The following is a 23055-nucleotide window of genomic DNA, read 5'->3' on the forward strand; positions in this document are numbered from 1 at the left end:
CCTGGACCGGTGTCCGAACGCGCCTACCACCGGCCGATGCGGCCCGGTGCGGGCTTCTTCGCCGAGATCGACGGCGGCGCGGACCCGGCGCTGGTGAGCGAGGCCGCCGACCGGGCGGCCAACCTGCTGGTCCGCGGCGCGCGCGGGACAGACGACCCGGGCGTCGCGGAACGGATCCTGCACCTCGCCGACACCCAGGGCATCGAGACCATCGCCGAGGTCTGGTCGCACTCGCCCGCCGACTCGCTGGCTGGGTGCCTGTGGCGGCTGTTCCTGCTGCGGTCCTGGGTCTACGCCGACCCGGTGGGTGTGGCCCGCGAGTACGACGCCGGCGTGGCCCGCGCGCCGGTCGCGCAGGTGGTCGCGGGGGTCGCGGAGCCCCCCGGCCCCGAAGAGCTCAAGACGATGGTCGACGAGGTGCTGCGCGGGATCGCCGCCAGCGAGTTCGCCGACGTGCTGTTCCGCGCTGCGGCGTTCTCCCGAGTGGTCGCGACCGGGCGCGCGGTGCTCCCGGAGCGCTCCGAGCCGGAGGTGCAGCGGATGCTGGTGCTCGCCGAGCAGCTCGAGGCCGCCGGACACGAGGAGCTGGCGCACGGGCTCAGCTGAGAGCTGAAGCATGCCGGACCGGGAGCGCCTCACGGCGCGTGGCCGCTCGGAGCGGCTAATTTTGGGACCCGGGGCTGCCGCGGCCCGGCATGCTCCGGACAGTGTAACGAGGTCGGGTCCCTCCCCATTCCGGTTATGCACACGACTCGCCACTAGGTTCGCGGCGTGACGTCCTACGAGCCGGAGACCGACGGTGCCCCGGACCCGGGCGAGGTCGTGTGGGCGTGGGTTCCCTACGAGGACGATCCGGCCCGCGGCAAGGACCGGCCGGTGCTCCTGATCAGCCGCAAGGACGTCGACGGCCCGGACGAGGGTGATGGGGTCTTGTGGGCGGGCCTGATGCTGAGTAGCCAGGACCACGACCGGGACGAGGAACAGGAGGCTGCCGCCGGCAGGCACTGGATGGACGTCGGCGTGGGCGACTGGGACCGCGAGGGGCGTCCGAGCGAGGTGCGGCTGGATCGCCTCATCGTGCTCGCCGACGCCGACATCCGCCGCGAGGGCGCCGCACTCGACCGGGCGACGTTCGACCGGGTCGTCGCGGAGGCCCGGAGGTGGCATGCCATCGAGTGACCACTGGGAAACCAGTGGTGACCACTGAGTAGGCTGACCGTCGGTCAGGACGAGGGAGGGTCAGTGGCAGCGCGGTTGCTCGGCGCCCTCCTCGCAGTGTCCGCGGCCCTCACGGCGTGCACCGACAACGGCAACCCCGACCCGGAGCCCACTCCCTCCACCCCGCCGCTCGTCGTCGTCGACCTCGAGTTCGGCGTCTGGGGCACCGACGAGGAGGTCGCGGCCTACCGCGATGTCGTCGAGGTCTACGACAAGGAGACCGACGAGGTCGACGTCTCGCTCACGACCTACGCCACCCACCGTGAGCTGGTCGAGGCCATCAAGCAGGGTGAGGTGCCGGACGTCTTCCTCGCCGACCGGGGCGACCTCGCCTACCTGCTGGAAGAGGGAGTCACCCAGCCCATCGGCGAGCGCCTCGACGAGCGTGACGTCGAGTTCGGCGACGACTACTCACGCGCGGCCCTGGAGGCCTTCTCGTTCGAGCGCGACCTGCAGTGCATGCCCTACGGCATCTCGCCGCTGGTCGTCTACTACAACACCGCGCTCGTCGACTTCGAGGTCATGGCCGAGCGCGGGCTCGAGGTGCCCAACCTGAGCGAGGACGTCCGGCTGCGGTGGAGCCTCGAGGAGTTCCGGGTCGCGGCGGAGTTCGCGAGCCGGCCGCGCCGGGGAACCAGTGGTCTGTACGTCCCTCCGACGCTCGACGGGCTCTCCCCGTTCATCCTCAGTGGCGGTGGCAACATCTTCGACGACGACGACGACCCCACCTCTCTCGACTTCTCGTCCGACGGCTCCCGCTCCGCGCTGGAGCAGGCGCTCCCGATCCTGCGAGACCCGCAGCTGACGCTGACCCCCGAGCAGCTGGCTCAGAAGACCGCCGCGACCTGGTTCGGGGAGGGCAGGCTCGGCATGATCGTCGGCGACCGGTCCCTCACCGCGGCGTTCCGGCGGGTCCCGGGCCTCGAGTTCGGCGTGCTGCCCATCCCTACCATCGACGACGCGGCCACGGTGGGCAGCATCACCGGGATCTGCATCGCCGCGGACACCCCTGACCTCGCCGAGTCCGCCGACCTGCTCGTCGACGTGATCTCCACCCCCTCGGTCCAGCGGGTGGTGCCCGCGGGCTATCTCGTGCCCGCCAACCAGACCGTCGCCCTCACCGACGACTTCCTCCAGCCGACCCGGCAGCCGCTGCGCGCTGACGTGTTCAACGACAGCGTCGGCAACCTCTACGTCCCGCCCCTGCTGGACGATGAAGCCGCCCTCGAGGAGGCGGTCGAGCCCGCGATCGAGCTGCTCCTCAACGTCGAGATCCCCGACATCGAGGCACTGACCGAGCAGATCGACCTGGCGTCGCAGACCGTGCTGTCCCCCGAGGAGCCCAGCGACGTGCCAACCGGAGAAGCGACGGAGTCGCCTGCGGACTAGCTGCTCTCGTCAGGAGCCTCAGGCACGTCCGGCACGTCCGGCACGTCCGGCACGTCAGCACCGAGGATCGCGGCGACGAGGACGGGGCCGGTCAGGTCGATCTGCCACGGCCGCGCCCCGAGGCCGCTGAGCAGCGTGGCGACCTCGGCGGCCAGGGCCGCGGGCTCGCGGGTCTCGGGCGGGGTCCACAGGACCCGGCGCAGGTAGTCGGGAGTGAGCAGGTTCTCGACGGGGATCGAGTTGGCTGCGGCCAGGGCCGCAATCTCGTCGCGGGCCAACAGCAGCCGGCGGGCCGCCACGGGGTCCCGCTCGGCCCAGGCACGGGGCAGCGGAGGTCCGTCGCTGCGCGGACTGCGCGCCGGCAGGTCGGCCTCGTCCATGGCTGCCGCCCGCTGGAGCGCGGCCACCCAGCGCGCCGCGTAGCGTTCCGCGCCCCGGCCGTGGAACCCCTTGGTGGCGAGCAGCTCGGCCTTGTCCCTCGGGGCGGCGAGGGCGGCGACGACGATCGAGGCGTCCGGGATGATCCGGCCGGGGGTGACGTCGCGGCTCGCGGCGATCTCGTCCCGCGTCTCCCACAGCTCCTTGACCGCGGCCAGGCCACGACGCCCACGCACCCGGTGGAGCCCCGACGTACGACGCCAGGCGTCGACGCGCACCGTCGGCACGAAGTGGCGCAAGGCGTCGAACTCCTGGAGCGCCCACTCGAGCTTGCCGGCCTCGACCAGCTCGGCGTGCAGCGCGTCGCGCAGCTCGACCAGGAGCTCGACGTCCAGCGCGGCGTACTCCAGCCAGGGGGTGGGCAGCGGCCGGCTCGACCAGTCGACAGCCGAGTGCTCCTTCTTCATCCGGTAGCCGAGCACCGTCTCCACGAGAGTGGCCAGCCCGACCCGCGGGTGCCCGAGCAGGCGGCCGGCCAGCTCGGTGTCGAACAGCGTGGTCGGGGTGAGCCCCACCTCGGCCAGGCACGGCAGGTCCTGGGTCGCCGCGTGCAGGATCCACTCGGTGCCGTTGAGCGCCTCCTGCAGCGGCGCCAGTGTGGAGAGCCCGATCGGGTCGATGAGCCAGCTGCCGCTGCCCTCGCGGCGCACCTGGATCAGGTAGGCGCGGCTGGAGTAGCGGTAGCCCGAGGCGCGTTCGGCGTCGATCGCCACCGGCCCGGTGCCCTTGGCGATCGCTGCGGCGGCCGTCCTCAGCGAGGAGTCGGTGTCGGACACCGGCGGCAGGCCGTCGCGCAGGGTGAGCAGCGGCAGCTCGGGGGCGTCCTCGTTGGGCTCCTCGGGCTCGACAGCTGTGAGGTGGTGCGAGCGGTCCGTCATCCGCCTCTGCTGCGTCGGGTCGGGATGACCGTCACCCCGTCCGGCACCGGCGGCAGACCCACCGCGGTGCAGAGCAGCTCCCCCCATGCCTCGACGTGCGGAGCCACGTCGAGCGAACCGGCAGGCAGCGCCGGTCCGGTGGGCGTCCAGGACGCCCGGATCTCCAGCTGTGCGGCGCCGCCGTCCTCCGCCATGCCGCCATAGCTCTCGGTGGCAACCCGCGTCACGGTGCCCGACACCGCGTGGTAGGCCGCCCCGTGGGCGTCCAGCGCCTCGGTGAGCCACGACCAGCCGACGTCGGCGAGCAGCGGGTCGGTGATCAGCTCGACGTCGATCTCGGCGCGGGCGTAGGCGACGCAGCGGAACACCCCGTCCCACGCGTCGTTGCCCGCCGGGTCGTGCAGCAGGATGATCCGGCCGGTGCCCATCTCGGTGCCGTCGACGTCGACATCGGCAGACAGGGCGGCCGCGAAGGGCGCGATCCGCTGCGGTGCCGGCATCGGCTCGGTGTGCACCTCGGGCCGCAGCCTGGCGGCGCGCATCGACGCGACAGCATCACGGAACGCGGCGGGCTCGGCATCAGCCCCCGGGCCCGGGCGTGTCTCGCTGCGCACGGCCATGTGGCCACCCTAGGTCTGTGGTCAACGCCGTGATGCTTGAACACGCCGCACGGGCTGGCACCCTGTCCTCGTGGTGGCGACCCCAGCAGACAGTGTCTTCATGCGTGCGACCCGCGGCGAGCCGGTGTCGCACACGCCCGTATGGTTCATGCGCCAGGCCGGGCGCTCTCTGCCGGAGTACAAGCGGGTGCGCGAGGGCGTGGGGATGCTCGAGTCGTGCATGGACCCGGCGCTGGTCGTGGAGATCACCCTCCAGCCGGTGCGCCGCTACGGCGTGGACGCGGCCATCTTCTTCTCCGACATCGTGCTGCCCCTCAAGGCGGTGGGCGTCGACCTCGACATCGTCGCTGGGGTGGGTCCCGTCGTCGCCAGACCGGTGCGCACGCTGGCCGACGTCGAGGCGATCCCCGACCTGACGCCCGAGCACGTCCCCTTCATCACCGAGGCCGTCCAAGGGCTGGTGCGCGAGCTGGGCGGTACGCCGCTGATCGGCTTCGCCGGGGCGCCGTTCACCGTGGCGTCCTACCTGGTCGAGGGCGGCCCCTCCAAGGACCACGCCCGGACCAAGGCGATGATGTTCGGCGAGCCGGAGCTGTGGGACGCGCTGATGCGCAAGATCGCCGGGATCGCTGCGGCCTACCTCGAGGTGCAGGTGCGCGCCGGCGCCAGCGCCGTCCAGCTCTTCGACTCCTGGGCCGGCGCCCTCGCCCCGCGTGACTACGCCGAGCTGGTCATGCCCCACTCTGCCGCTGTGCTGGAGCGGGCCGGTGCGCTCGGCGTCCCGCGCATCCACTTCGGCGTCGGCACGGCAAACCTGCTCGGGCTGATGGGGGAGGCCGGTGCGGACGTGGTCGGCGTCGACTGGCGTACGCCGCTGAGCTCGGCCATCGAGGTGGTCGGCGACCGAGCCGTGCAGGGCAACCTCGACCCCACCTTGGTGTTCGCGCCGACCGAGGTGATGCTGTCCCGCGCGGCGGAGGTCCTGGACGCCGGCCGGGCCGCGCGCGGGCACGTCTTCAACCTCGGCCACGGGGTCCTGCCCGACACCGACCCGGACCAGCTGGCTCGGCTGACCGAGTTCGTGCAGGGCTACCCCGTCTAGGAACCAGCCTTCGCCGTCTTCTTGGCGGGCACCTTCTTCGCGGCGCGGGTGCGGGTCCGCGAGGTGACCTTCGGCTTCGTGGGCCGCTGCCGCACCCGCGGCGCGCCCTCGTTCTGCTCGACCTCGAGGTAGTCCTGGGCCCGGGCCAGCGAGATCAGCTTGGAGAAGCCGTAGAGGCGCGGGTCGAACGTCGCGTAGCGGGTGCCGAGCACCTGGCCGACCTGGCCGAGATGGGCCCACCCGTCGTCGCCGGAGACGTCGTCGATCGCCGCCACCAGGATCTCGCGGAGGTCGGGTAGCGGCGCCGACTCGTCCTCGGCACCGTCGGCACCGTCGGACGTGGTGGTCGGGGGGATCGCGGACCGGGTGTCCTCGGCGCCCTTGCTGCCGAGCACCTCGAGGAAGATGAACCGGTTGCAGGCGTTGACCAGGGCCTTCGGCGTCTTGCGCATGCCGAACCCGTAGACCGTCTTGGCCGACTCCCGCAGCCGCATCGCCAGACTGGTGAAGTCGCTGTCGCTGGAGACGATGGCGAACGCGTCGACGTTGCCGGAGTAGAGCAGGTCCATCGCGTCGATGATCAGCGCCGAGTCCGTGGAGTTCTTGCCGGTCGTGTAGGCGACCTGCAGCATCGGCTGGATCGCATGCTCGGCCAGCTTCGGCCGCCAGCCCCCGAGGTGCGAGGTCGTCCAGTCGCCGTAGGCGCGCTTGACGTTGGGCACGCCGTACTTCGCCACCTCCTCCATCAGCGCCGAGGCGTGCTTGGGCGAGGTGTTGTCGGCGTCGATCAGGACGGCGAGGCGGACGTTCTCCGGGGTCGGCACCCGTCGAACGCTACGCCGCCGGGGTGGGTGCGGGTTCCTTGCGGCGGAAACGACGCAGCAGAGGCACACCCGGGATCGCGACGACCACGGCGACGACCAGCCAGGGCAGCAGCGCGCCGACCACGGTCGCCAGCCCGACCCCGAAGGTCTTCAGGCCGTGCCAGCCGGTGGCCAGGCCGGCGAAGAACCCTGAGTCGTCCTCCTTCTCGACTGCCGGCTTCTTCTTCTCCTTGATCCTCTCGACGCTGACGTTGATGGTCGCCATCGCGGTCTGGTCGGCGAGGTAGCGCTGCTCCTTCTCCAGCACGGCGAGGTCGGCCTGGCGCTGCGACAGCTGCGCCTCGATCGCGACCACGTCGCGGATCGTGGTCGCCTGCTCGAGCAGCAGCGAGATGCGCTCGATGCTGCGGCGCTGCACCTGCACCCGGATGTCGCGGTCGAGGACCTCGGTCGTCACGTCCTTGGTGTTGCCGCTGGACGCGATGAGCACCGCGACCGCCTCGAGGTCCTGCATGGCCTCGTCGAACCGGTCGGTCGGGACCCGCACCTGGAGCCGGGCGCGCAGCGGGTCGCCCTCGTCGTCGGTCTCGGTCTCGTTGGCCTCGACCTCCCCGGCGTAGGTGTCGACCACGTTGCGGACATCGAAGAGCGCCTTCGCCACGTCGTCGGACTTCAGGCGCACGGTCCCGTTGGAGATCAGCTTCTGCTCCCCGTCTTCCGCCGGGGCCGGAGCGTCGGGCCTGGCCGCGGTGTCTGCGGCCACGGCGCGATCGTCGGCGGCCTCGGCCTCGTAGGAGAGGGCCGCGTCGCTGTCTGCGGCATCGCCTCCACCGCCCAGGTCCGCCGAGGAGGCGGGGGCCGCCTGCTCGCCTGCGTCGGAGTCGCCGCCTGCGGCGCAGGCGCCGGCGAGGCCGAGGACGGTGAGGGTGGCAGCGGTGGCGATGGTCGCGCGGAAGGCAGGTCGGCGAGTCGCGGTCGTCATGGCGACTCGGACGGGCGGTGCGCGGCACCGGTTCCGTCGCGTCTGGTTGGCTGTGCGGGTGAGCTCAGTGGTGGTCGGAGGAGGCCTGGCCGGTCTGGCCGCAGCCCGCTTCCTCCAGGAGCGGGGCGACGACGTCGTCGTCCTCGAGGCGAGCCCGGAGACCGGCGGCAAGCTGCGCCGGGCCGAGGTCGGTGGTGTCCTGGTCGACGTCGGGGCGGAGGCGATGCTCAACCGCCGCCCGGAGGGTGTCGAGCTCGCGCGTGAGCTCGGACTCGACATCGAGCACCCGGCCGTCGCCTCCTCGCGGATCTGGACCCGCGGTTCCCTGCACCCGCTGCCACGGTCGCTGATGGGCGTGCCGCTCGACGAGGAGCAGCTGCGCGAGTCCGGGGTCCTGTCCGACGAGGGGCTCCAGAGGGCACTGGCCGAGCCCGGCCTCCCGGCGAGCGACGTGGCCGACGACGTCTCGGTCGGCGCCCTGGTCGACGAGCGCTTCGGCCCCGAGGTCACCGACCGTCTGGTGGAGCCGCTGCTGGGCGGTGTGTACGCCGGGCACGCCCGGGAGATCTCGGCGCGGGCCGCGGTGCCGCAGCTGGTGGACCTGGCGACCCGGGGCTCGGTGCTGGCGCAGTCCGCCCAGGTGCCCACGACCTACGACCTGCCGGTCTTCGCCGGGATCCCAGGTGGCATGGGCGGGTTCACCGACGCCCTGGCCGACACGCTCGTGGTGCGCCGCGGGGCGACCGTCCGCGAGCTGGACCGGACGCCCATCGGCTTCGTGCTCACGGTCGGCCCCACCTCGGCCCCCGAGCTGGTCGAGGCGGACGCCGTCGTCCTGGCCACCCCTGCGGCTCCCACCGCCCGGCTGCTGGAGCGGCTCTCGCCGGTCGCAGCGGCCGAGCTGGCCGGGATCGAGTCCGCATCGATGGTCGTGGTCACGTTCGCGTTCCGGGCCGAGGACGTCACCGGGCTCGACGACTCCTCGGGCTTCCTCGTCCCCCCGGTCGACGGCCGGGCGATCAAGGCCTCGACCTTCTCCTTCGTCAAGTGGGGCTGGGCACGACGGGCGGGGGCGGCCGCGGGGCTCGTGCACCTGCGCACCTCGCTGGGGCGGCACCGCGAGGAGGCCGTCCTGCAACGCAGCGACGACGAGCTCGTCGCCGTGTCCCTGGCCGAGCTGGCCGAGGCCGTGGGACTGACCGCGCGGCCGGTCGACGTGCACGTCCAGCGGTGGGGCGGGGGACTGCCCCAGTACGCCGTCGGCCACCTCGACCGGGTCGCCCGGATCCGGGCGGCCGTGGCCGAGGTGGCCGGTCTTGCGGTGTGCGGCGCGGCGTACGACGGCGTCGGGATCCCGGCGGTGATCGCCTCGTCCCGGCGCGCCGTCGCCGACCTCGGAGAGCCCGCAGCGGCTAGACGATCGGCGTCTTGGTGACCGTGAGGTTGTAGGCGAACGCCGGGTCGCAGCTGAGGCGGGTCGCCATGCCGTCGTACTCGAAGGCCAGGTCGTTCCTCAACCGACGGTGGGTGCCGTCGTTGACCACGTGGTAGCCGGCGTCGTCCAGCTCCTCGTGCACGGGCTTCTTCTTGCCCACCTTGGACGCGGTCCCGCGGACGACGGCCTTGGCGCCGTCGATGCTGATCGACGCCCGGACCTTCCCGTCCTCGAGGATCTCGCGCTTGACGTTCTTGGACTTGCCGTTGCCCGCGTCCGGGTCGCCCAGGACGACCTGGAACCAGTTCCCGTACTTGTCGTTCTCATACAGGCTGGCGTAGACCGCGGTGCCGTCCAGCTCACCCCGGCACTCGAGCACGATGCCGTGCTCGCGGTGGGTCGTGGTGGGGCCCAGGTCGTCGGCCTGCATGGCCGAGGCTGGGGCCGAGCCGACCGTCAGCGCGGTGGCGGTGAGGAAGGCTGCGGTGAGGGTGCGGTGCGTGGTCATGGTGGTTCCTTGTGCTCGGGCCCGGGTCTCGGGCCGGGTCTGTCGCTGGGCCGGGTTCGGCGCAGTCGGGGGAGATACGCCCGGCAACCGAGGTCGGTTGCATCGATGTGTGTGTGATCTCTCCCCGTCCGGGAGACGCGAGGCAACTGACACGCAGCACAATGGGATCCATGAGCGAGCCGCAGTCCAACGCCGCCCGGATCCGGGAGATCAACGACTCCCTCCGCTACGCCATGTGGTCGGTCTTCCGGCTCGAGACCGTCCTGGGGGAGGACGCCGACCGCACGGCCGAGGGCGCCGAGGTCGAGAAGCTCTTCGCCGAGCTGGCCGAGGCCGACGTGGTGGTGCGCGGCGTCTACGACGTCAGCGGGCTCCGCGCCGACGCCGACGTGATGGTCTGGTGGCACGCCGCCACCTCCGAGGCGCTCCAGGCGGCGTACCACCGGTTCCGGCGCACGTCGTTCGGGCGGCGGCTAGCGCCGGTGTGGTCCCAGCTCGCGCTGCACCGGCCCGCGGAGTTCAACCGCAGCCACGTGCCGGCCTTCCTCGCCGACGAGGAGCCCAAGAGGCACGTCTGCGTCTACCCATTCGTGCGGTCCTACGAGTGGTACCTCCTCGAGGAGGACGAGCGGCGAGAGCTGCTCAAGGAGCACGGCCAGATGGGCCGCGACTACAAGGACGTCCGCGCCAACACGGTCGCGAGCTTCGCCCTCGGCGACTACGAGTGGATCCTCGCCTTCGAGGCCGACGAGCTCTACCGGATCGTCGACCTGATGCGGCACCTGCGCAGCTCCGGGGCCCGGCGGCACGTGCGTGAGGAGATCCCGTTCTACACCGGGGCCCTCACCCCGGTCAGCGACCTGGTCGACCGGCTGCCGTAGGGAACCCCGGCGCGATCGTCGGCGTCCCAGAGCAATGGTGCGCATCAGCCTGCCCGGACTCCTGCTCGCACTGTCCCTCTCTCTCGCCGGCTGCGGCTCCGACGACGACGACGTGGCCACCGATCCCGGCGGCTCCGGTCCCGCGGCGCCGACCGCGGTCCCGGCGGCCCCCGGCGACGTACGCAGCCGCAACCTGGTCACCGTCATGGACAAGGACGCCAAGGACGATCTGGTCGAGCTCTGTCTCGGGCCCGTCGCCGAGTCCTACCCGCCGCAGTGCGGGGGCCCGGCGATCACCAACTGGGACTGGACGTCTGTCGACGGCATGTTCGAGGAGGAGGGCGACGTGCGCTGGGGCATGTTCGCCGTCACCGGCACCTGGGACGGCACCGCGTTCACCCTGCTCGAGGCGATCCCCGCCGCGCTCTACGACCCGATGCCCGAGGAGCCGCCGGTCTACCCGGAGCCCTCGATCGAGCTCTCGGACGCCGAGCTCGAGGGCATCGCCGGGGAGCTCGCCGGGCTGCCGGGTGTGCAGGGCACCTATGGCGCCGACGGCCACGTGCTGGTCGACGTCATCTACGACGACGGCACCTACCAGGACTACGCCGACGCGGCGTACGGCACGGACGTCGTCATCGTGACCTCCGCTCTCGTCCCAAATCCGGATGACCTTGGCCTCTGAGCACGGGGCGGCCCGTTGCCTAGCGTGGAAGGCGCCCCAGGAGGTGCGCCATGCGTCGCCACATCGTCCCTGTCCTGTTGGTCGCGCTCCTTGCGCTCGTCGGTGCCTGCGGGGGGTCCACCGACGAGAAGGACGGCACGACCGCCTCGGAGGCCACGACCTCCGCGGACGCTGAGGAGCCGGGCACCGGCTCGTCACCCCCGGCGCAGGTCGAGTACACCGGCCCGCAGCCGGCCGCTGGGCTCGGAGCCCTGTCCGGGCGAGTGATCTGGAACGACGAACCCGTGGTGGGTGCGGCCGTCCGGATCTGCACCGACGTCAGCACCTTCTCCGGGTGCGAGGGGGAGACCTTCGACACGACGACCGGCGAGGACGGCTCCTACCTCTTCACCGACGTCACGCCGGGTGAGTACACGATCCTGGTCAAGGAGTCCGGCGCCGCAGACTACGTGTTCGCCCGGACCCTGAGCATGGACGGCGAGACCGTGACCATCGAGGCCGACGAGGGGCTGGCCGTCGGTGACTTCCCCCTGGTCCGGTTCGACCTCGTGCTGACCGCACCCGCCGACGACGGGGTGGTGCAGGAGGCGCAGCCGGTCCTGACCTGGGAGGCCTACCCGGGTGCGGCGACCTATGAGGTGGCGATGGTGCCGGAGCACGGCTCGATCCTCCCCAGCGAGTCGGTGGACGAGCCCACGCTCACCACACCGACCCCCCTGATCTCGTGCGAGTACAGCTGGTGGGTCGAGGCCTACAACGAGGCGGGCGTGCAGATCGGCGAGAGCCCTGACCACTTCGGGTTCGAGGTTGAGGGCCAGGCGGCGTCCTGCCTCATCGAGGTGCTGGAGCCGGCCGACAACTCCGTCGTACCCGCTTCGGGGGTCACCTTGACGTGGGAGGCGCACCCGCTGGCCGACCATTACGCGCTGCAGGCGTGGCCGGAGAGCGACTCCTCCAACATGATCCTCGACCTGCTCGAGGTGGACGGCACGTCGTACACCATCCCGGGCCCGCTGGCTCCGGGCACCTACGTCTACTTCGTGAACGCGGTCGACGCCGACGGCGACATCGTGGCGACCAACGACACGAGGTACTTCACCGTCAAATGAGGCGGGCTCGTCTGCGGGTCAGTCCTTCGGCTCCAGGGTCAGGCTGATCGAGTTGATGCAGTAGCGGTCGCCGGTCGGCGTGCCGTAGCCGTCGGGGAAGACGTGCCCGAGGTGGGAGCCGCAGTTGGCACAGCGCACCTCGGTGCGCTTCATGCCCATCGTGTTGTCCTCGATGTATTCGATCGTGTCGGAGACCGGCTGGTAGAACGACGGCCAGCCGCAGCCGGAGTGGAACTTGGTGTCGGACTCGAAGAGCGTGGCCTGGCAGGCCTTGCACTTGTAGACACCCTTGGTCTCGGTGTCGGTGTATTCACCGGTGAACGCCCGCTCGGTGCCGGCCTGGCGGAGCACCTGGTATTCCTCGGGGGAGAGCTCCGCGCGCCACTCCGCATCGCTCTTGTCGACGTTGTAGGTCACGGCGTCCAGCGTAGGCGGCCGAGCTTCGTGAGGCACGCCCGAAGCGGCTCCACCGGGGCCTGCTCACAGAACCGTAAGAAATGCCGGCCGGCGTTAGGGTCTGGAACGTGCCCAAAGCAGTCGCCGTCGAGGTCCAGGCGGGCGACCGCAGGGTTCGCGTCTCCAGCCCGGACCGGGTGATCTACGAGGCCACCGAGCGCACGCCCGAGGTCACCAAGCTGATGGTGGCGGAGTACTTCGCCAGCGTCGAGGACGGGCTGATGCGGGCGCTCCGCGACCGGCCCACCGCGCTGGAGCGCTGGCCGTCCGGCGTACGTGAGGGCATGCAGCTCGCGACCGGACGCGCGGACAGGGACGCCGACGCGTTCTACCAGAAGCGGGTTCCGAAGGGCGCTCCCGACTACCTCGAGTCGGTCGAGATCACCTTCCCCTCCGGACGGACGGCGGAGGAGATCTGCCCGACCGAGATCGCGGTGCCCGTGTGGTGTGCACACATGGGCACGCTGACCTTCCACCCGTGGCCGGTCCGACGCAGTGACGTCGACCATCCCGACGAGCTGCGCATCGACCTCGACCCGCAGCCGGGCACGACGTTCGCCGACGCCCAGCGGGTCGCCGCGGTGGCCAAGGAGCTGCTCGAGGAGCTGGGCCTGGTCGGCTTCGCCAAGACCTCGGGCAACCGGGGGATCCACATCTACGTGCGGATCGAGCCGCGCTGGGAGTTCACCGACGTGCGGCACGCCGCGATCGGGTTCGGCCGGGAGCTCGCCCGCCGCGACGAGGGCGTGACCATGGACTGGTGGAAGGAGGAGCGCGGGGAGCGGATCTTCGTCGACTTCAACCAGAACAACCGCGACCGGACCATCGCCTCGGCCTACTCGCTGCGACCCAAGCCGGGCGCCCCGGTCTCGACGCCGATGACCTGGGCGGAGCTGGCCGACGTGAAGGACCCGCGCGACTTCAACCTCTTCACGGTCCCCGACCGGCTGGCCCACGGCGACCCCTGGGCGTCGATCGACGACACGGCGTACTCCATCGAGCCGTTGCTCCGGCTCTACGACGAGCTTCCGGGCGGTGAGATGCCGTTCCCGCCGGACTACCCGAAGATGCCCGGCGAGCCGCCGCGGGTGCAGCCGAGCAAGAAGGTCGAGGCCCACTGGGACGCCGACGGCAACCGCATCGAGAATTGACGGGGCCCGCCCGGCGCATCCCCACTGACGCCTCGGGCGGGAACCCGTACGAAGCGCCAAGTTCGGACCCGTCCCCCGACGGGCCGACTCACGAGATGTCCCCCCGGACCCCCCGCATGGGCACTCCGACGGTTTCAGTTGAACCCGTCAACGTCGATGAGAACACGTTCCAAGGCGATTTTCAACACCGGTAGGGGTGACTGACACGCGGGCTGACCTGCGACAACGGCATCCGCGGACTAGGAGTCGGGCTTCTCCCAGGGCGCGGGAAGCGGGAAGTAGGCCTCCATGAACGCGTGGAGGGTCCGGTCGAGCCGGACCGGGTTGAGCGCGTGGTCGTGGTGGTCGGCCAGACAGATGAAGTCCTGGTCGCGCTGGAGCGTCTTCTTCAGCTGCCAGTCGAGGTCGCTGTTGGAGAGGTTGACGTACGCACGGGAGGCCTCACCGACGAACGCCTGGCCGGTCATCAGCCCGTAGTGCTGGGCCAGGGAGCTCAGCGTCGAGACGTCGGTGTCGGAGCGGAACGGCGAGCGCGCGGTCGCGGCGATCGCCTCGGGGAAACGTTCGGTGAGCTCGGCGAGGACGGACCGGCGGTGCGGGTAGGGCGCGTGCGCGAGGTTGTGGGTGAGCACCCGGCCGAACGCCTCCTGCAGCAACCGGCGGTTGTTCCACGCCGCCTTGAGGTAGGGCGGCGCGTCCGGCAGATCGGTGAGCCCGACGGTCGTCGGTGCCACGAACGTCGCGGGCAGTCCGGCGGGGCTGAACCAGGCCTCCGGCCGGATCGGCCGGCCGAGGAAGAAGTCGTCGTTGAAGTAGACGAAATGCTCGGCCAGGTCGGGCACCAGGTGCAGCGAGGTCTCGATCGCATGCGAGTTGAACGTCGGCAGCGCATCGGCGGGGAGGATCGCGCTGTGGTCGACCAGGTTGACCGCCGGGTGGTCGACGTCGAGCCAGTCGGGCACCTGTCCGGCGGTGACCAGGTGGATGCGGCGTACCCACGGCGCGAAGAGGTGGACGCTGCGCAGCGAGTAGCGGAGCTCGTCACGGGAGACGAACCGGGCCTGGCCGCTCGACTCGCGGGTCTGGGCGGTCTCGGCTGCCCCGCTGCCGGCGAGGGCCGCGAGCCGCGCCTCGCGGGCCTGGTTCCAGACCGGGTCGTTGCCGTCGACCCAGGTGTAGACGACGTCGACAGGGAACGTGCACTCGTCCACTGTCGGCTCGGTCATCAGCGGGAGGGTGCGGACGGTGACGCCCTCGACCTCGGCCTGGACCGTCTCGAAGCCGCGCGGGATCCGCTGCGTGTAGGGGTTGAGCCGCGGGGCGACCAGCTGCCCGTGGGTGTTGGTCTCCCAGAACTCCACCTCGACCGAGCACCGCTGGCCGACCACGCGCGGCATCCCGTCGGGTCCCAGAGGCCAGGGCTCGAGGGCAACGACGGGCGTCCGCCCGCGCTGGAGCTCCCGGGCGAGCTCGGACACCACGCCACGGCGCTCGTGCCAGCCCGCGTTGGCGGGGTCCCGCAGGGAGAAGTATTCCGGGAGGTCGGCGTCGGCCAGGGCGTCGAGGAACCTGTGCCGGGCCTCGGTGGGGACGACCACGACCGTCGACTCCCGCTCGTGGGGCGGGATGACCAGCCACTCGTCGCCGGTGGCCGTGGCGCAGGAGACCGCGGCGGCCAGGCCCAGGTGGCGGACGTGGGCGGGCGTCTGGCGGGCGTGCCCGACGGCCGGGGCCGCGGTGACGGGGCGCGGCGGGACGGTCGACAGCGCCGCGAACCGGGGGCGGCCGGCTCGGCGGGCGACAGCGCCCTCGAATATCTCGACCCAGCGCTCGGCGATCGCGTCGGCGTCGTACCTGGCGGCGGTTGCCAGCGCTCCGGTGCCCAGCCGGGTCCGGAGGTCGTCGTCGGTGGCGAGCCGGAGCAGCGCGGCGGAGAGGCCGGCGACGGACTCGGGCGTGACGAGCAGGCCGTTGACCTCGTGCTCGACGATCTCGCGAGGTCCGGAGGCGCAGTCGAAGCTGACGCACGGAACGCCCGCGGCCATCGCCTCCTGGAGCACGAGCGGGAAGCCCTCGGCGCGGGAGCTGAGCGCGCAGATGCTGGCCTTGGCCCACTCGCCGCGCATGTCGGTGACCGTGCCCGGGAGCTCGACCCGGTCGAAGAGGCCCTGCTTGCGGGTCTCGCGGACCAGGTGTGGGCGCTGGTGGCCGACGCCCAGGATGCGCAGCCGCCAGTCGGGCAGCTGGTCGGCGATGTCGCCGAACGCCGCCACCAGCTTGGTGAACTGCTTCTCCATCACCAGGCGGCCGGCGGTCACGATGACCTTGCCGTCGAGCAGGGAGCGCGGGGCGTGGCCCTGTGCGCTTTCCTGCGGCAGCGCGTTGGGCATGACCACCGTCTGAGGCGCGACCGGGCCCAGCTCGTCGCGCAGCCAGGTCTCGATCGACGGCGTCAGCAGGGCGACGACGTCGGCGCGAGGCGCGAACGCGAGCAGCGGCTCCATGCCGCTGGTGCGCTGGGACGAGGACCGGTGCTCCTGGTGGACGACCACCACGTCGTCCGGGAGGAGCTGGACCGCGCTGGCCAGCAGTGCCGGCGTGACGGTGACGACGACGTCGGCGCGGACCTTGCGCAGGGCCGACTCCAGGGCGACGTCGGTCAGCGCTGAGAACTGGCGGTCCCAGCGCCGCGGGACCAGCACGGACTCCGCGTCGAGCAGCGGGTCGCGCTGGGTGTCGGACTGGGTGTCGGCCTGGGGGTCGCCCTGGGTGTCGGGCCGGACGTCGACCAGGGGCTGGAGCGTCACGCGCTCGTCCACCGCGTAGTGCGGCTCGTCCGCCGCGCGCAGCACGCTGATGACCGTGACCTCGTGCGGTGCGTTCTCTTGGCGAGCCAAGGCGTTGGCCTGGGTGATGACCGAGCGCTCGGTGCCGCCCATCGCGTACGCCGAGAGGACGAGGTAGGCGATCCTCATGGGCGGCCCGCCATCGGGATGACCGCCCCGCCGGGACCGCTGTGCTCGGCCGGGTCGAGGACGCGGAGCACCAGGTGCGAGTCGGGGTTCCACCGGAACCGGGCGCGGGGCTTGTCCTCCTCGGCCTCCGGGTCGGTCGTGTCGTGGAGCTCGGGCAGCAGCACGGCGCGGTGCGGGTCGGCCAGGTCGCTGCGCCGGCGCCGGATCCGCACCCACGAGGTCTCGGTGCCGAGGGCCAGCCGGACGACACCGAAGTGGCCGGCGGGCAGGTCGGCGACGCCGATCAGCGCCTCGACGTGGCCGTCGTGGGCGGTCACCGGCAGCTGGTCGAGGAGCTGGTCGTCGGCGTCGAGGAGCAGCAGGTGGGTGCCCGCCTCGATCTCGCCCGGGGGTAGGAGGGTCAGGTGCGCGTCACCGTCGCGGAGCTCGATCGCCTCGAGCAAGGCGGTCGGTGCGACCGGGCGCCGGACGACCTGCAGGTGCCCGGCTTCGGTGCGGTCGAGGGAGAGCTGGGTCAGGCCGTCGGGCGAGACCGGCACCCGGGTGGGATCGCCGGTGGGCGCCGGTGGTCCCCACACCGGTCGACCGTCCTGCACGACGTCGTACGTCCCCTCGCCCCCCGGCAACAGGCTCAGCAGGTCGGTGACGTCTCCGCTGAGCTCGAAGGTGCGCCCGCCGGCCGCGTCGTGCAGCGTGCCAGGACCGCCGGACTCGAGGGTCAGCCACAGGTGGCGCCCGTCGAGGATCCCGGCGTACGCCGCGACCGGGCCTGCACCGCGGCGCCGGGATGCCCACTTCAAGAGCGCAGCCTCACAGGCCCGAGACGCCCTCGCCGCCGCCGGCCTGCTCGTTGAAGGTCTCTTGCTCCATCAGGTGCAGGACGGGCACCTTGATCCGGCGCCGGGCCTGCGAGGTCCAGTCCATCCGGAGGAGCTCGGCGACGAAGTGCTCCTCGGTGAGGATGATCGCCTCGCGCCCGTCGACCTCGGCGACCTTGGCGGCGAGCGCGTCGATGGGGTTGCCGGTGACCAGCGTCCCGGTCGCGCTCGCCCCCGACGCCTGCAGCGCCGCGAGCGAGTCGGCCAGCGCCTGCTCGCTCTGCTCCTTGACCTCGGCGATGACCTCGGCCGGGTCGATGTCGGGCATGGGGATGGCCGGCCCGGGCACCAGGTCGGGGCCGCCCATGCCGCCCATGGCCGCCTGCACGCGGGCGGAGGCGTCGTCGAGGGGGAGCAGGACGTGGTAGGCCACCGGCCCGTCGATGCCCTCGTGCAGGGAGTGGATCCTGGCCGCGTCGTCGGTGGTGAGGTTCTCCTCGACCAGCACGACGACGGCGTACGGCTGGGTTACGGGCGCAGTCTCGGACACGCGGCGATGCTAGCCGCTGAGGACCTCGCCGAGGTCATAGCTGACCGGCTCGTCCAGCTGCTCGCAGCCGCACGACTCGGGGTCACGGTCCTCGCGCCAGCGCTTGAAGTGAGCGGTGTGGCGGAACCGGTGGCCCTCCATGTGCTCGTAGCCGACCTCGAGCACCCGCTCGGGCCGCAGCGGGGTGAAGGAGAGGTCCTTGCCCTGGCTCCACCGGCTCTGGGTGCCGGGGACCCGGTCGGGGTTGGCGGTGAGGAACTCCTGCCAGTGGCCCCAGGGATGCTCCTCGAGCGGGCACACCAGCGGCTGGAGCTCTTCGATCAGCTCGGCCCGCCGGGCCTCGGTGAACGACGCGCTGACGCCGACGTGCTGGAGCTGGCCGTCCTTGTAGAGCCCCAGCAGGAGGCTGCCGAGCAGCGGCCGCTCCGGGGTGCTGTTCTTGTGCTCCCGGTAGCCGGCCAGGACGACGTCCGCGGTCCGGGCGTGCTTGATCTTGAGCATGGTGCGGCCGTTCTGGGTGTAGGCCGCAGTCAGCGGCTTGGCCACCACGCCGTCCAGGCCGGCCCCCTCGAAGTGCTCGAACCACCGCTCCGCCTCGGCTGGGTCGGAGGTGGTCCGGGTGAGGTAGCACGGCCCGTCGGACCCCAGGTGGCCCAGCGCTGTCTCCAGGGCCGCCCGCCGCTCGGACAGCGGCCGTTCGACGTACGACTCGTCACCCAGGGCCAGCAGGTCGAAGGCGACGAACCCGGCCGGGGTCTTCTCGGCCAGCATGTCCACGCGGCTCTTGGCGGGGTGGATGCGCTCCTGCAGCACCTCGAACTCCAGCCGGTCGCCGATCGCGACGAAGACCTCACCGTCGAGCACGCACCGCTCCGGCAGCTGCTCCTTGATCGCTGCGACGAGCTCGGGGAAGTAGCGGGTCAGCGGCTTGGTGTTGCGGCTGGTCAGCTCGACGTCGTCGCCGTCGCGGAACACGATGCACCGGAACCCGTCCCACTTGGGCTCGAAGATCAGCCCCCCGAACTTGTCCGGGTCCGGGATCCCCTTGACCGACTTCGCGAGCATCGGCTGGACAGGTGGCATCACGGGCAGGTCCACGAGTGGAGCCTAGGCGAGCGCAAACTAACCTTGCTCCGTCCGCATGGACGATCCCCGGTTGGTCTGCCGGTAGGGCCCGCCTGACTTTGAATCAGGATTAGCGACGTAGGTTCGACTCCTACCCGGGGAGCAAGGCCGCACGTCCCGACTCTTCGGGGTCACCCCCTCCGCTCGGCCCAGGCGCCGCGTGACTTCTCGGCGACTGTCGCGTTGTCAGACAATCCGGGCCCGGTCGGTCGTCCTTCGTCATGGCCGGCGTCCCGGGGGCGGCGCAACGGCGCGCCGTCGACCGACTCGGACCAGCGAATCCAAGGACCCTCGTGCCCCTCTCCCGCCGCGGCCTGCGCACCAGCGCCTGGACCGGACTTCTCGCCCTCCTGTTCTCGATCTCCGCCGTCTTGGGCGGGTCGCCGTCCACGGCAGCGGCTCCCACGGCGGTCGAACCGTCGGGGATCTGGAGCCCGACCGCGCAGAAGCTTCTCCCTGCCAAGGACGGGCATCGCCGCATGGTCAACCCGTCCGACTACCGCGGGTTCACCCTGAACGCCGAAGAGATGTCCGGCCGGCTCGCCCTGGCTCCGCTGGAGGACCTGAGCGACCCCGGTCGGCCGGACGCGGTGTCCATCGCCGTGCCGGCGCCCACCGGTGAGCTGATCGAGTTCGCCATCGTCGAGTCGCCGATCATGGAGGACGCGCTCCAGGCGGCTCACCCCGACATCAGGACCTATGCCGGCTCCTCGATCACCGAGGGGTACGCCGCGAGCATCCGCCTGGACATGACCCCGTTCGGCTTCCACGCCAGCGTCCGGGACGGGCAGGCCTCGTGGTACGTCGACCCGGCCTATCTGGGCGACACGAGCCTGTATGTGTCCTACTTCGGAGCGTCGCTCCCCGAGGCGGCGCGCCTGCCCGACGAGGTGCTCGACCCGGAGACCGGCGAGTCGATCGTCCACGGTGTCGACGAAGTTCACTCGGACCGAGCCGCGGCTCCGCGGGTCGGCGAGGAACCAGGTGAGGTGGTGATCCAGCGCGTCTACCGGCTCGCGCTGGTGACCGACGCGAGCTACGCGGAGTTCTTCGCACCCGGACTGAACACCAACCCCTTGGACCTGCCCGCGTCGAACGCCGCGGTTCTCGCGGCCAAGACGACCCTGATGAACCGGGTCAACCAGATCTACAACGACGACCTCGCGATCAAGATGGTCTTCGTCGACAACACCGACCTGCTCCTCAACCTCAACAACGCGGCGCGGGAAGCTGCCGTCGGCCTGGCCGGCGTCGGCCTGACTGGCTGCCTGCCCAACGCGATCGTGCAGAACCAGGTCGCGGTCGACACCCTGATCGGTCCCCTCAACTACGACATCGGCCACATCGCCCTCGGCGTCGACGGTGGCGGCGTCGCCTTCCTCGGCGTCGTCGGTCAGCAGGGCCAGAAGGCCGGCGGGTGTACCGGCCTGGCCAACCCGGTGGGTGACTTCATGGCCATCGACTACGTCGCCCACGAGATGGGCCACCAGTTCGCGGGTCCGCACACGTTCAACGGCACCCAGGGCAACTGCTCGGGCGGCAACCGCACCGGCGGCAGCTCGGTCGAGCCCGGGTCGGGCTCCTCGGTGATGGCCTACGCCGGCATCTGTGCCGCGGACGACCTCCAGCCGCACACCGACCCCTACTTCAGCCAGCGCACCCAGATGGAGGTCAGCGACTACGTCAACAGCGAACCCGCGGACCCGGTCACCGACACCCGCGGCGGCTTCGAGATCGTCACCACGACCAACCACACCCCGGTCGTCACCGCGCCGGCAGACGTCACCATCCCGATCCAGACGCCGTTCACGCTGCGCGGTTCGGCGACCGACTCGGACGACGACGAGCTGATCTATCTGTGGGAGCAGAACGACATCGGCGCCGACGAGGGCGTGCAGCTGACCAACAACACCAAGGCGACCGGACCGCTGTTCCGCGTGTTCGGCACCTTCGCCGACGTATCCGAGACGGACACGTTGATCTACAACTCGCCCGGCGAGAACCTCGCGACCACCAGCCCGGTGCGCACGTTCCCGGACATCGCCCAGATCACGGCCGGCAACACCAACGCGGCGACCGGCTCGTGCCCGACGCCGGCGCCGTCCGACTACTCGGGCGCGGAAGGCACGTCCGCGCTGAACAACGGCCCCGTCCTCGACTGTTACTCGGAGTTCCTGCCCACCGCTGCCTACGTCGGCAGCGGCGCCAACGCCTCGCCGCCTCGGCTCAACTTCCGGCTCACCGCCCGTGACCTCACCCTCGAGGGCGGCGGGACCCACTTCGACGACGTGACGCTGACCGTCGACCCGACCGCGGGCCCGTTCCTCGTGACGAGCCAGGCCACGCCGACGACGTACGACGGAGGGTCGACGCAGCCGGTGACCTGGGCGGTCAACGGGACCGCCGGCCTGGCGCCGAACGTGAAGATCACCATGTCGACCGACGGTGGTGACACCTTCGACCAGGTCCTCGTGGCGAGCACGCCCAACGACGGCAGCCAGGACGTGGTCATCCCCAACATCGCCACCACGCAGGGCTGGATCAAGGTCGAGGCCGTCGACAACGTGTTCTTCGACCTCAACGACGCTCCGGTCACCGTCACGGCCGTCCCGGCCGGGCTGGACGTCGCCGACGCCGTGCCGGACACGGTGCCGAACCAGTACAGCGACGGTGTCGACGTGACCTTCTCGGCCACCACCGGCCAGGGCGACTCCGGCACCTTGTCGGCCACGCCCACCGGCCTCCCCGCGGGGCTGAGCCTGGTGAAGACGAGTGCGTCGGATCCCGGGGTGGTGCCCAGCACGTCCACCTGGACCGTCCAGGGCACGTCGTCGGCCATTCTTGGCTCTTATCCGGTGAGCATCTCCGTCACCGACGCAGTGACCTCCGAAGTCGTCGACTTCACCATCGCCTCGGCGCCCGAGAACGCCACGCCGACCTACACCGGTGACACCGCCGAGACCACCGCCGCCGGCGAGAGCACGGTCGCGGTCACCTTGTCCGCCGCCGTCGTCGAGCAGACCGACGGCTCCCCGGGTGACCTGAGCACTGCCACGGCGACGTTCATCGACACCGTCACCAGCACGACGCTGTGCACCTCGCCGGTGACCTCGGCCGGCTCGGCGAGCTGCACCTACGCGGCGGCGCCGGGCACCTATCAGGTCAAGGTCTCGCTGGGTGGCCGGTACCTCGGTGAGACCGCCGCCGACACGGCGTTGGTCGTCACAGCCGGCACCGTGGATCCGGAAGTGCCCGAGACGACCCTGACCTCGGTTCCGGGCCGCTGGAACCTCGCCGAGAGGGCGCGGTTCACCTTCACCTCCTCCGTGCCCGGGTCGACGTTCACCTGCACCCTGGACGGCGTCAGCGAGCCGTGCACCTCGCCGTACGTGGCCACCGGCCTGGCCCACACCACCCACACGTTCTCGGTGGCGGCCAACAACGGAGGGGCCGTCGACGCCACCCCGGCTACCACATGGACCACCGTGCCCAAGGCGGCCTCCGAGCTGAAGCGCACGACCACCAAGTGGAAGCTCACGCCCAACAAGTTCGCCTACCTGGGTGAGTACTGGCGCACCAACAAGCGCGGACAGAAGCTGACCTACCGGGTGACGAACGCGCGAGAACTCGTGCTGGTGGTCGGCAAGGGCCCGAACTCCGGGAAGGTCAAGGTGGTCTTCCAGGGCAAGACGCTGGCCACGATCAACCTGAAGGGTCCTCGGGCCAGCCAGACGATCGTCAGCCTGGGGTCCTTCGCGAACCCCGTCTCGGGCAAGCTCAAGGTCGTGACGCTCACCTCGAAGAAGAAGTCGACCATGCGGATCGAGGGCCTGGGGGTCTCGACCCTGGCGTGATCGGGTCCGCGGCCGGGGAGCAAGCCGGCCGCGACCAGATCTCTCGCCTGGTGCGAT

The 23055-nt window shown here is 71.3% G+C and carries 20 protein-coding genes and 1 tRNA gene; 11 read left to right on the forward strand and 10 right to left on the reverse strand.

All coding sequences use genetic code 11. The features are described 5' to 3' along the window. Nucleotides 1-9: 9 nt before the first annotated feature. From ACYVC6_RS10695 to ACYVC6_RS10705, 3 genes are all read left to right on the forward strand, one after another. The gene (locus ACYVC6_RS10695; protein WP_460713808.1) at nt 10-606 is read left to right on the forward strand and encodes a hypothetical protein; all 597 of its coding nucleotides are present in this window, start codon (nt 10-12) and stop codon (nt 604-606) included. Nucleotides 607-771: 165 nt separating this feature from the next. After that, nucleotides 772-1179: a type II toxin-antitoxin system PemK/MazF family toxin gene (locus ACYVC6_RS10700; RefSeq protein ID WP_460713810.1), complete on the forward strand. Its 408-nt coding sequence runs from the start codon at nt 772-774 to the stop codon at nt 1177-1179. A 63-nt stretch (nt 1180-1242) separates the two neighbouring features. Continuing rightward, a complete protein-coding gene (locus tag ACYVC6_RS10705; protein ID WP_460713812.1) occupies nt 1243-2607 on the forward strand; it encodes an ABC transporter substrate-binding protein in 1365 nt (454 codons plus the stop codon). On the opposite strand, the gene ACYVC6_RS10710 is transcribed toward ACYVC6_RS10705, so the two are convergent. Then, nucleotides 2604-3923 carry an HRDC domain-containing protein gene (locus ACYVC6_RS10710; RefSeq protein ID WP_460713814.1) on the reverse strand — a complete coding sequence of 440 codons (1320 nt, stop codon included), beginning with the start codon at nt 3921-3923 and terminating at the stop codon, nt 2604-2606. The two genes, ACYVC6_RS10705 and ACYVC6_RS10710, sit on opposite strands and share 4 nt — an antisense overlap. After that, nucleotides 3920-4543, reverse strand: a complete 624-nt coding sequence (locus ACYVC6_RS10715) for a DUF3000 domain-containing protein (protein ID WP_460713816.1) — start codon at nt 4541-4543, stop codon at nt 3920-3922. The genes ACYVC6_RS10710 and ACYVC6_RS10715 overlap by 4 nt, the downstream gene beginning before the upstream one ends. A gap of 100 nt (nt 4544-4643) precedes the next feature. On the opposite strand from ACYVC6_RS10715, the gene hemE reads away from it, so the two are divergent. Next, nucleotides 4644-5645 carry a uroporphyrinogen decarboxylase gene (gene hemE / locus ACYVC6_RS10720; protein ID WP_460713817.1) on the forward strand — a complete coding sequence of 334 codons (1002 nt, stop codon included), beginning with the start codon at nt 4644-4646 and terminating at the stop codon, nt 5643-5645. Here hemE and ACYVC6_RS10725 read toward each other — a convergent pair. Further along, a complete protein-coding gene (locus ACYVC6_RS10725; RefSeq protein ID WP_460713819.1) occupies nt 5642-6469 on the reverse strand; it encodes an NYN domain-containing protein in 828 nt (275 codons plus the stop codon). The two genes, hemE and ACYVC6_RS10725, sit on opposite strands and share 4 nt — an antisense overlap. A 10-nt stretch (nt 6470-6479) precedes the next feature. Continuing rightward, a complete protein-coding gene (locus ACYVC6_RS10730) occupies nt 6480-7451 on the reverse strand; it encodes a DUF4349 domain-containing protein (protein ID WP_460713821.1) in 972 nt (323 codons plus the stop codon). Nucleotides 7452-7509: 58 nt separating this feature from the next. Between ACYVC6_RS10730 and hemG the strand changes: the two genes are divergently transcribed. After that, nucleotides 7510-8886 (forward strand): protoporphyrinogen oxidase, encoded by a 1377-nt coding sequence (gene hemG / locus ACYVC6_RS10735; protein WP_460713823.1) that lies wholly within the window; start codon nt 7510-7512, stop codon nt 8884-8886. Here hemG and ACYVC6_RS10740 read toward each other — a convergent pair. Beyond that, on the reverse strand, nt 8864-9394 hold the full coding sequence (locus ACYVC6_RS10740) for a hypothetical protein (RefSeq protein ID WP_460713825.1): 531 nt from the start codon (nt 9392-9394) through the stop codon (nt 8864-8866). The genes hemG and ACYVC6_RS10740 overlap by 23 nt on opposite strands. A 161-nt stretch (nt 9395-9555) precedes the next feature. On the opposite strand from ACYVC6_RS10740, the gene hemQ reads away from it, so the two are divergent. Genes hemQ through ACYVC6_RS10755 form a run of 3 tightly spaced genes read left to right on the forward strand, consistent with a single transcriptional unit; the run spans nt 9556 to nt 12069 of the window. Continuing rightward, nucleotides 9556-10275: a hydrogen peroxide-dependent heme synthase gene (hemQ, locus tag ACYVC6_RS10745; protein ID WP_460713827.1), complete on the forward strand. Its 720-nt coding sequence runs from the start codon at nt 9556-9558 to the stop codon at nt 10273-10275. A 34-nt stretch (nt 10276-10309) separates the two neighbouring features. Next, nucleotides 10310-10960, forward strand: coding sequence for a hypothetical protein (locus ACYVC6_RS10750; protein ID WP_460713829.1), 651 nt, complete (start codon nt 10310-10312; stop codon nt 10958-10960). 50 nt (nt 10961-11010) lie between these two features. Then, the gene (locus tag ACYVC6_RS10755; protein ID WP_460713831.1) at nt 11011-12069 is read left to right on the forward strand and encodes a carboxypeptidase regulatory-like domain-containing protein; all 1059 of its coding nucleotides are present in this window, start codon (nt 11011-11013) and stop codon (nt 12067-12069) included. An 18-nt stretch (nt 12070-12087) separates the two neighbouring features. On the opposite strand, the gene msrB is transcribed toward ACYVC6_RS10755, so the two are convergent. Next, entirely contained in the window at nt 12088-12486 is a 399-nt protein-coding gene (msrB, locus tag ACYVC6_RS10760; protein ID WP_460713833.1) for a peptide-methionine (R)-S-oxide reductase MsrB, read from the reverse strand. A 107-nt stretch (nt 12487-12593) separates the two neighbouring features. On the opposite strand from msrB, the gene ACYVC6_RS10765 reads away from it, so the two are divergent. Next, entirely contained in the window at nt 12594-13676 is a 1083-nt protein-coding gene (locus tag ACYVC6_RS10765; RefSeq protein WP_460713835.1) for a DNA polymerase domain-containing protein, read from the forward strand. A 239-nt stretch (nt 13677-13915) separates the two neighbouring features. On the opposite strand, the gene ACYVC6_RS10770 is transcribed toward ACYVC6_RS10765, so the two are convergent. From ACYVC6_RS10770 to ACYVC6_RS10785, 4 genes are read right to left on the reverse strand one after another with little or no spacing between them, the layout of a single operon-like run. Beyond that, nucleotides 13916-16651 (reverse strand): stealth conserved region 3 domain-containing protein, encoded by a 2736-nt coding sequence (locus ACYVC6_RS10770; protein WP_460713837.1) that lies wholly within the window; start codon nt 16649-16651, stop codon nt 13916-13918. Next, a complete protein-coding gene (locus ACYVC6_RS10775; RefSeq protein ID WP_460713839.1) occupies nt 16648-17451 on the reverse strand; it encodes a hypothetical protein in 804 nt (267 codons plus the stop codon). Before ACYVC6_RS10775 ends, ACYVC6_RS10770 begins: the two co-directional genes overlap by 4 nt. Nucleotides 17452-17461: 10 nt before the next feature. Then, a complete protein-coding gene (locus tag ACYVC6_RS10780) occupies nt 17462-18019 on the reverse strand; it encodes a hypothetical protein (protein WP_460713841.1) in 558 nt (185 codons plus the stop codon). A 9-nt stretch (nt 18020-18028) separates the two neighbouring features. Beyond that, a complete protein-coding gene (locus ACYVC6_RS10785) occupies nt 18029-19117 on the reverse strand; it encodes an ATP-dependent DNA ligase (protein ID WP_460713843.1) in 1089 nt (362 codons plus the stop codon). 51 nt (nt 19118-19168) lie between these two features. Here ACYVC6_RS10785 and ACYVC6_RS10790 point away from each other — a divergent pair. Both ACYVC6_RS10790 and ACYVC6_RS10795 read left to right on the forward strand, forming a co-directional pair. Next, nucleotides 19169-19247 (forward strand) — tRNA-Gln (locus ACYVC6_RS10790). A 190-nt stretch (nt 19248-19437) separates the two neighbouring features. Further along, complete coding sequence (locus ACYVC6_RS10795; protein WP_460713845.1) at nt 19438-22998, forward strand: M12 family metallo-peptidase; 3561 nt, start codon at nt 19438-19440, stop codon at nt 22996-22998. The last annotated feature ends 57 nt before the right edge of the window (nt 22999-23055 follow it).

The sequence above is a fragment of the Nocardioides dilutus genome, from assembly GCF_054779555.1.

Coding starts and splice junctions, on each gene's coding strand:
- ACYVC6_RS10710 (WP_460713814.1), bottom strand. CDS start 3,923: ATGACGGACCGCTCGCACCACCTCACAGCTGTCGAGCCCGAGGAGCCC.
- ACYVC6_RS10715 (WP_460713816.1), bottom strand. CDS start 4,543: ATGGCCGTGCGCAGCGAGACACGCCCGGGCCCGGGGGCTGATGCCGAG.
- hemE (WP_460713817.1), top strand. CDS start 4,644: ATGCGTGCGACCCGCGGCGAGCCGGTGTCGCACACGCCCGTATGGTTC.
- ACYVC6_RS10730 (WP_460713821.1), bottom strand. CDS start 7,451: ATGACGACCGCGACTCGCCGACCTGCCTTCCGCGCGACCATCGCCACC.
- ACYVC6_RS10740 (WP_460713825.1), bottom strand. CDS start 9,394: ATGACCACGCACCGCACCCTCACCGCAGCCTTCCTCACCGCCACCGCG.
- hemQ (WP_460713827.1), top strand. CDS start 9,556: ATGGGATCCATGAGCGAGCCGCAGTCCAACGCCGCCCGGATCCGGGAG.
- ACYVC6_RS10750 (WP_460713829.1), top strand. CDS start 10,310: ATGGTGCGCATCAGCCTGCCCGGACTCCTGCTCGCACTGTCCCTCTCT.
- ACYVC6_RS10755 (WP_460713831.1), top strand. CDS start 11,011: ATGCGTCGCCACATCGTCCCTGTCCTGTTGGTCGCGCTCCTTGCGCTC.
- ACYVC6_RS10770 (WP_460713837.1), bottom strand. CDS start 16,651: ATGAGGATCGCCTACCTCGTCCTCTCGGCGTACGCGATGGGCGGCACC.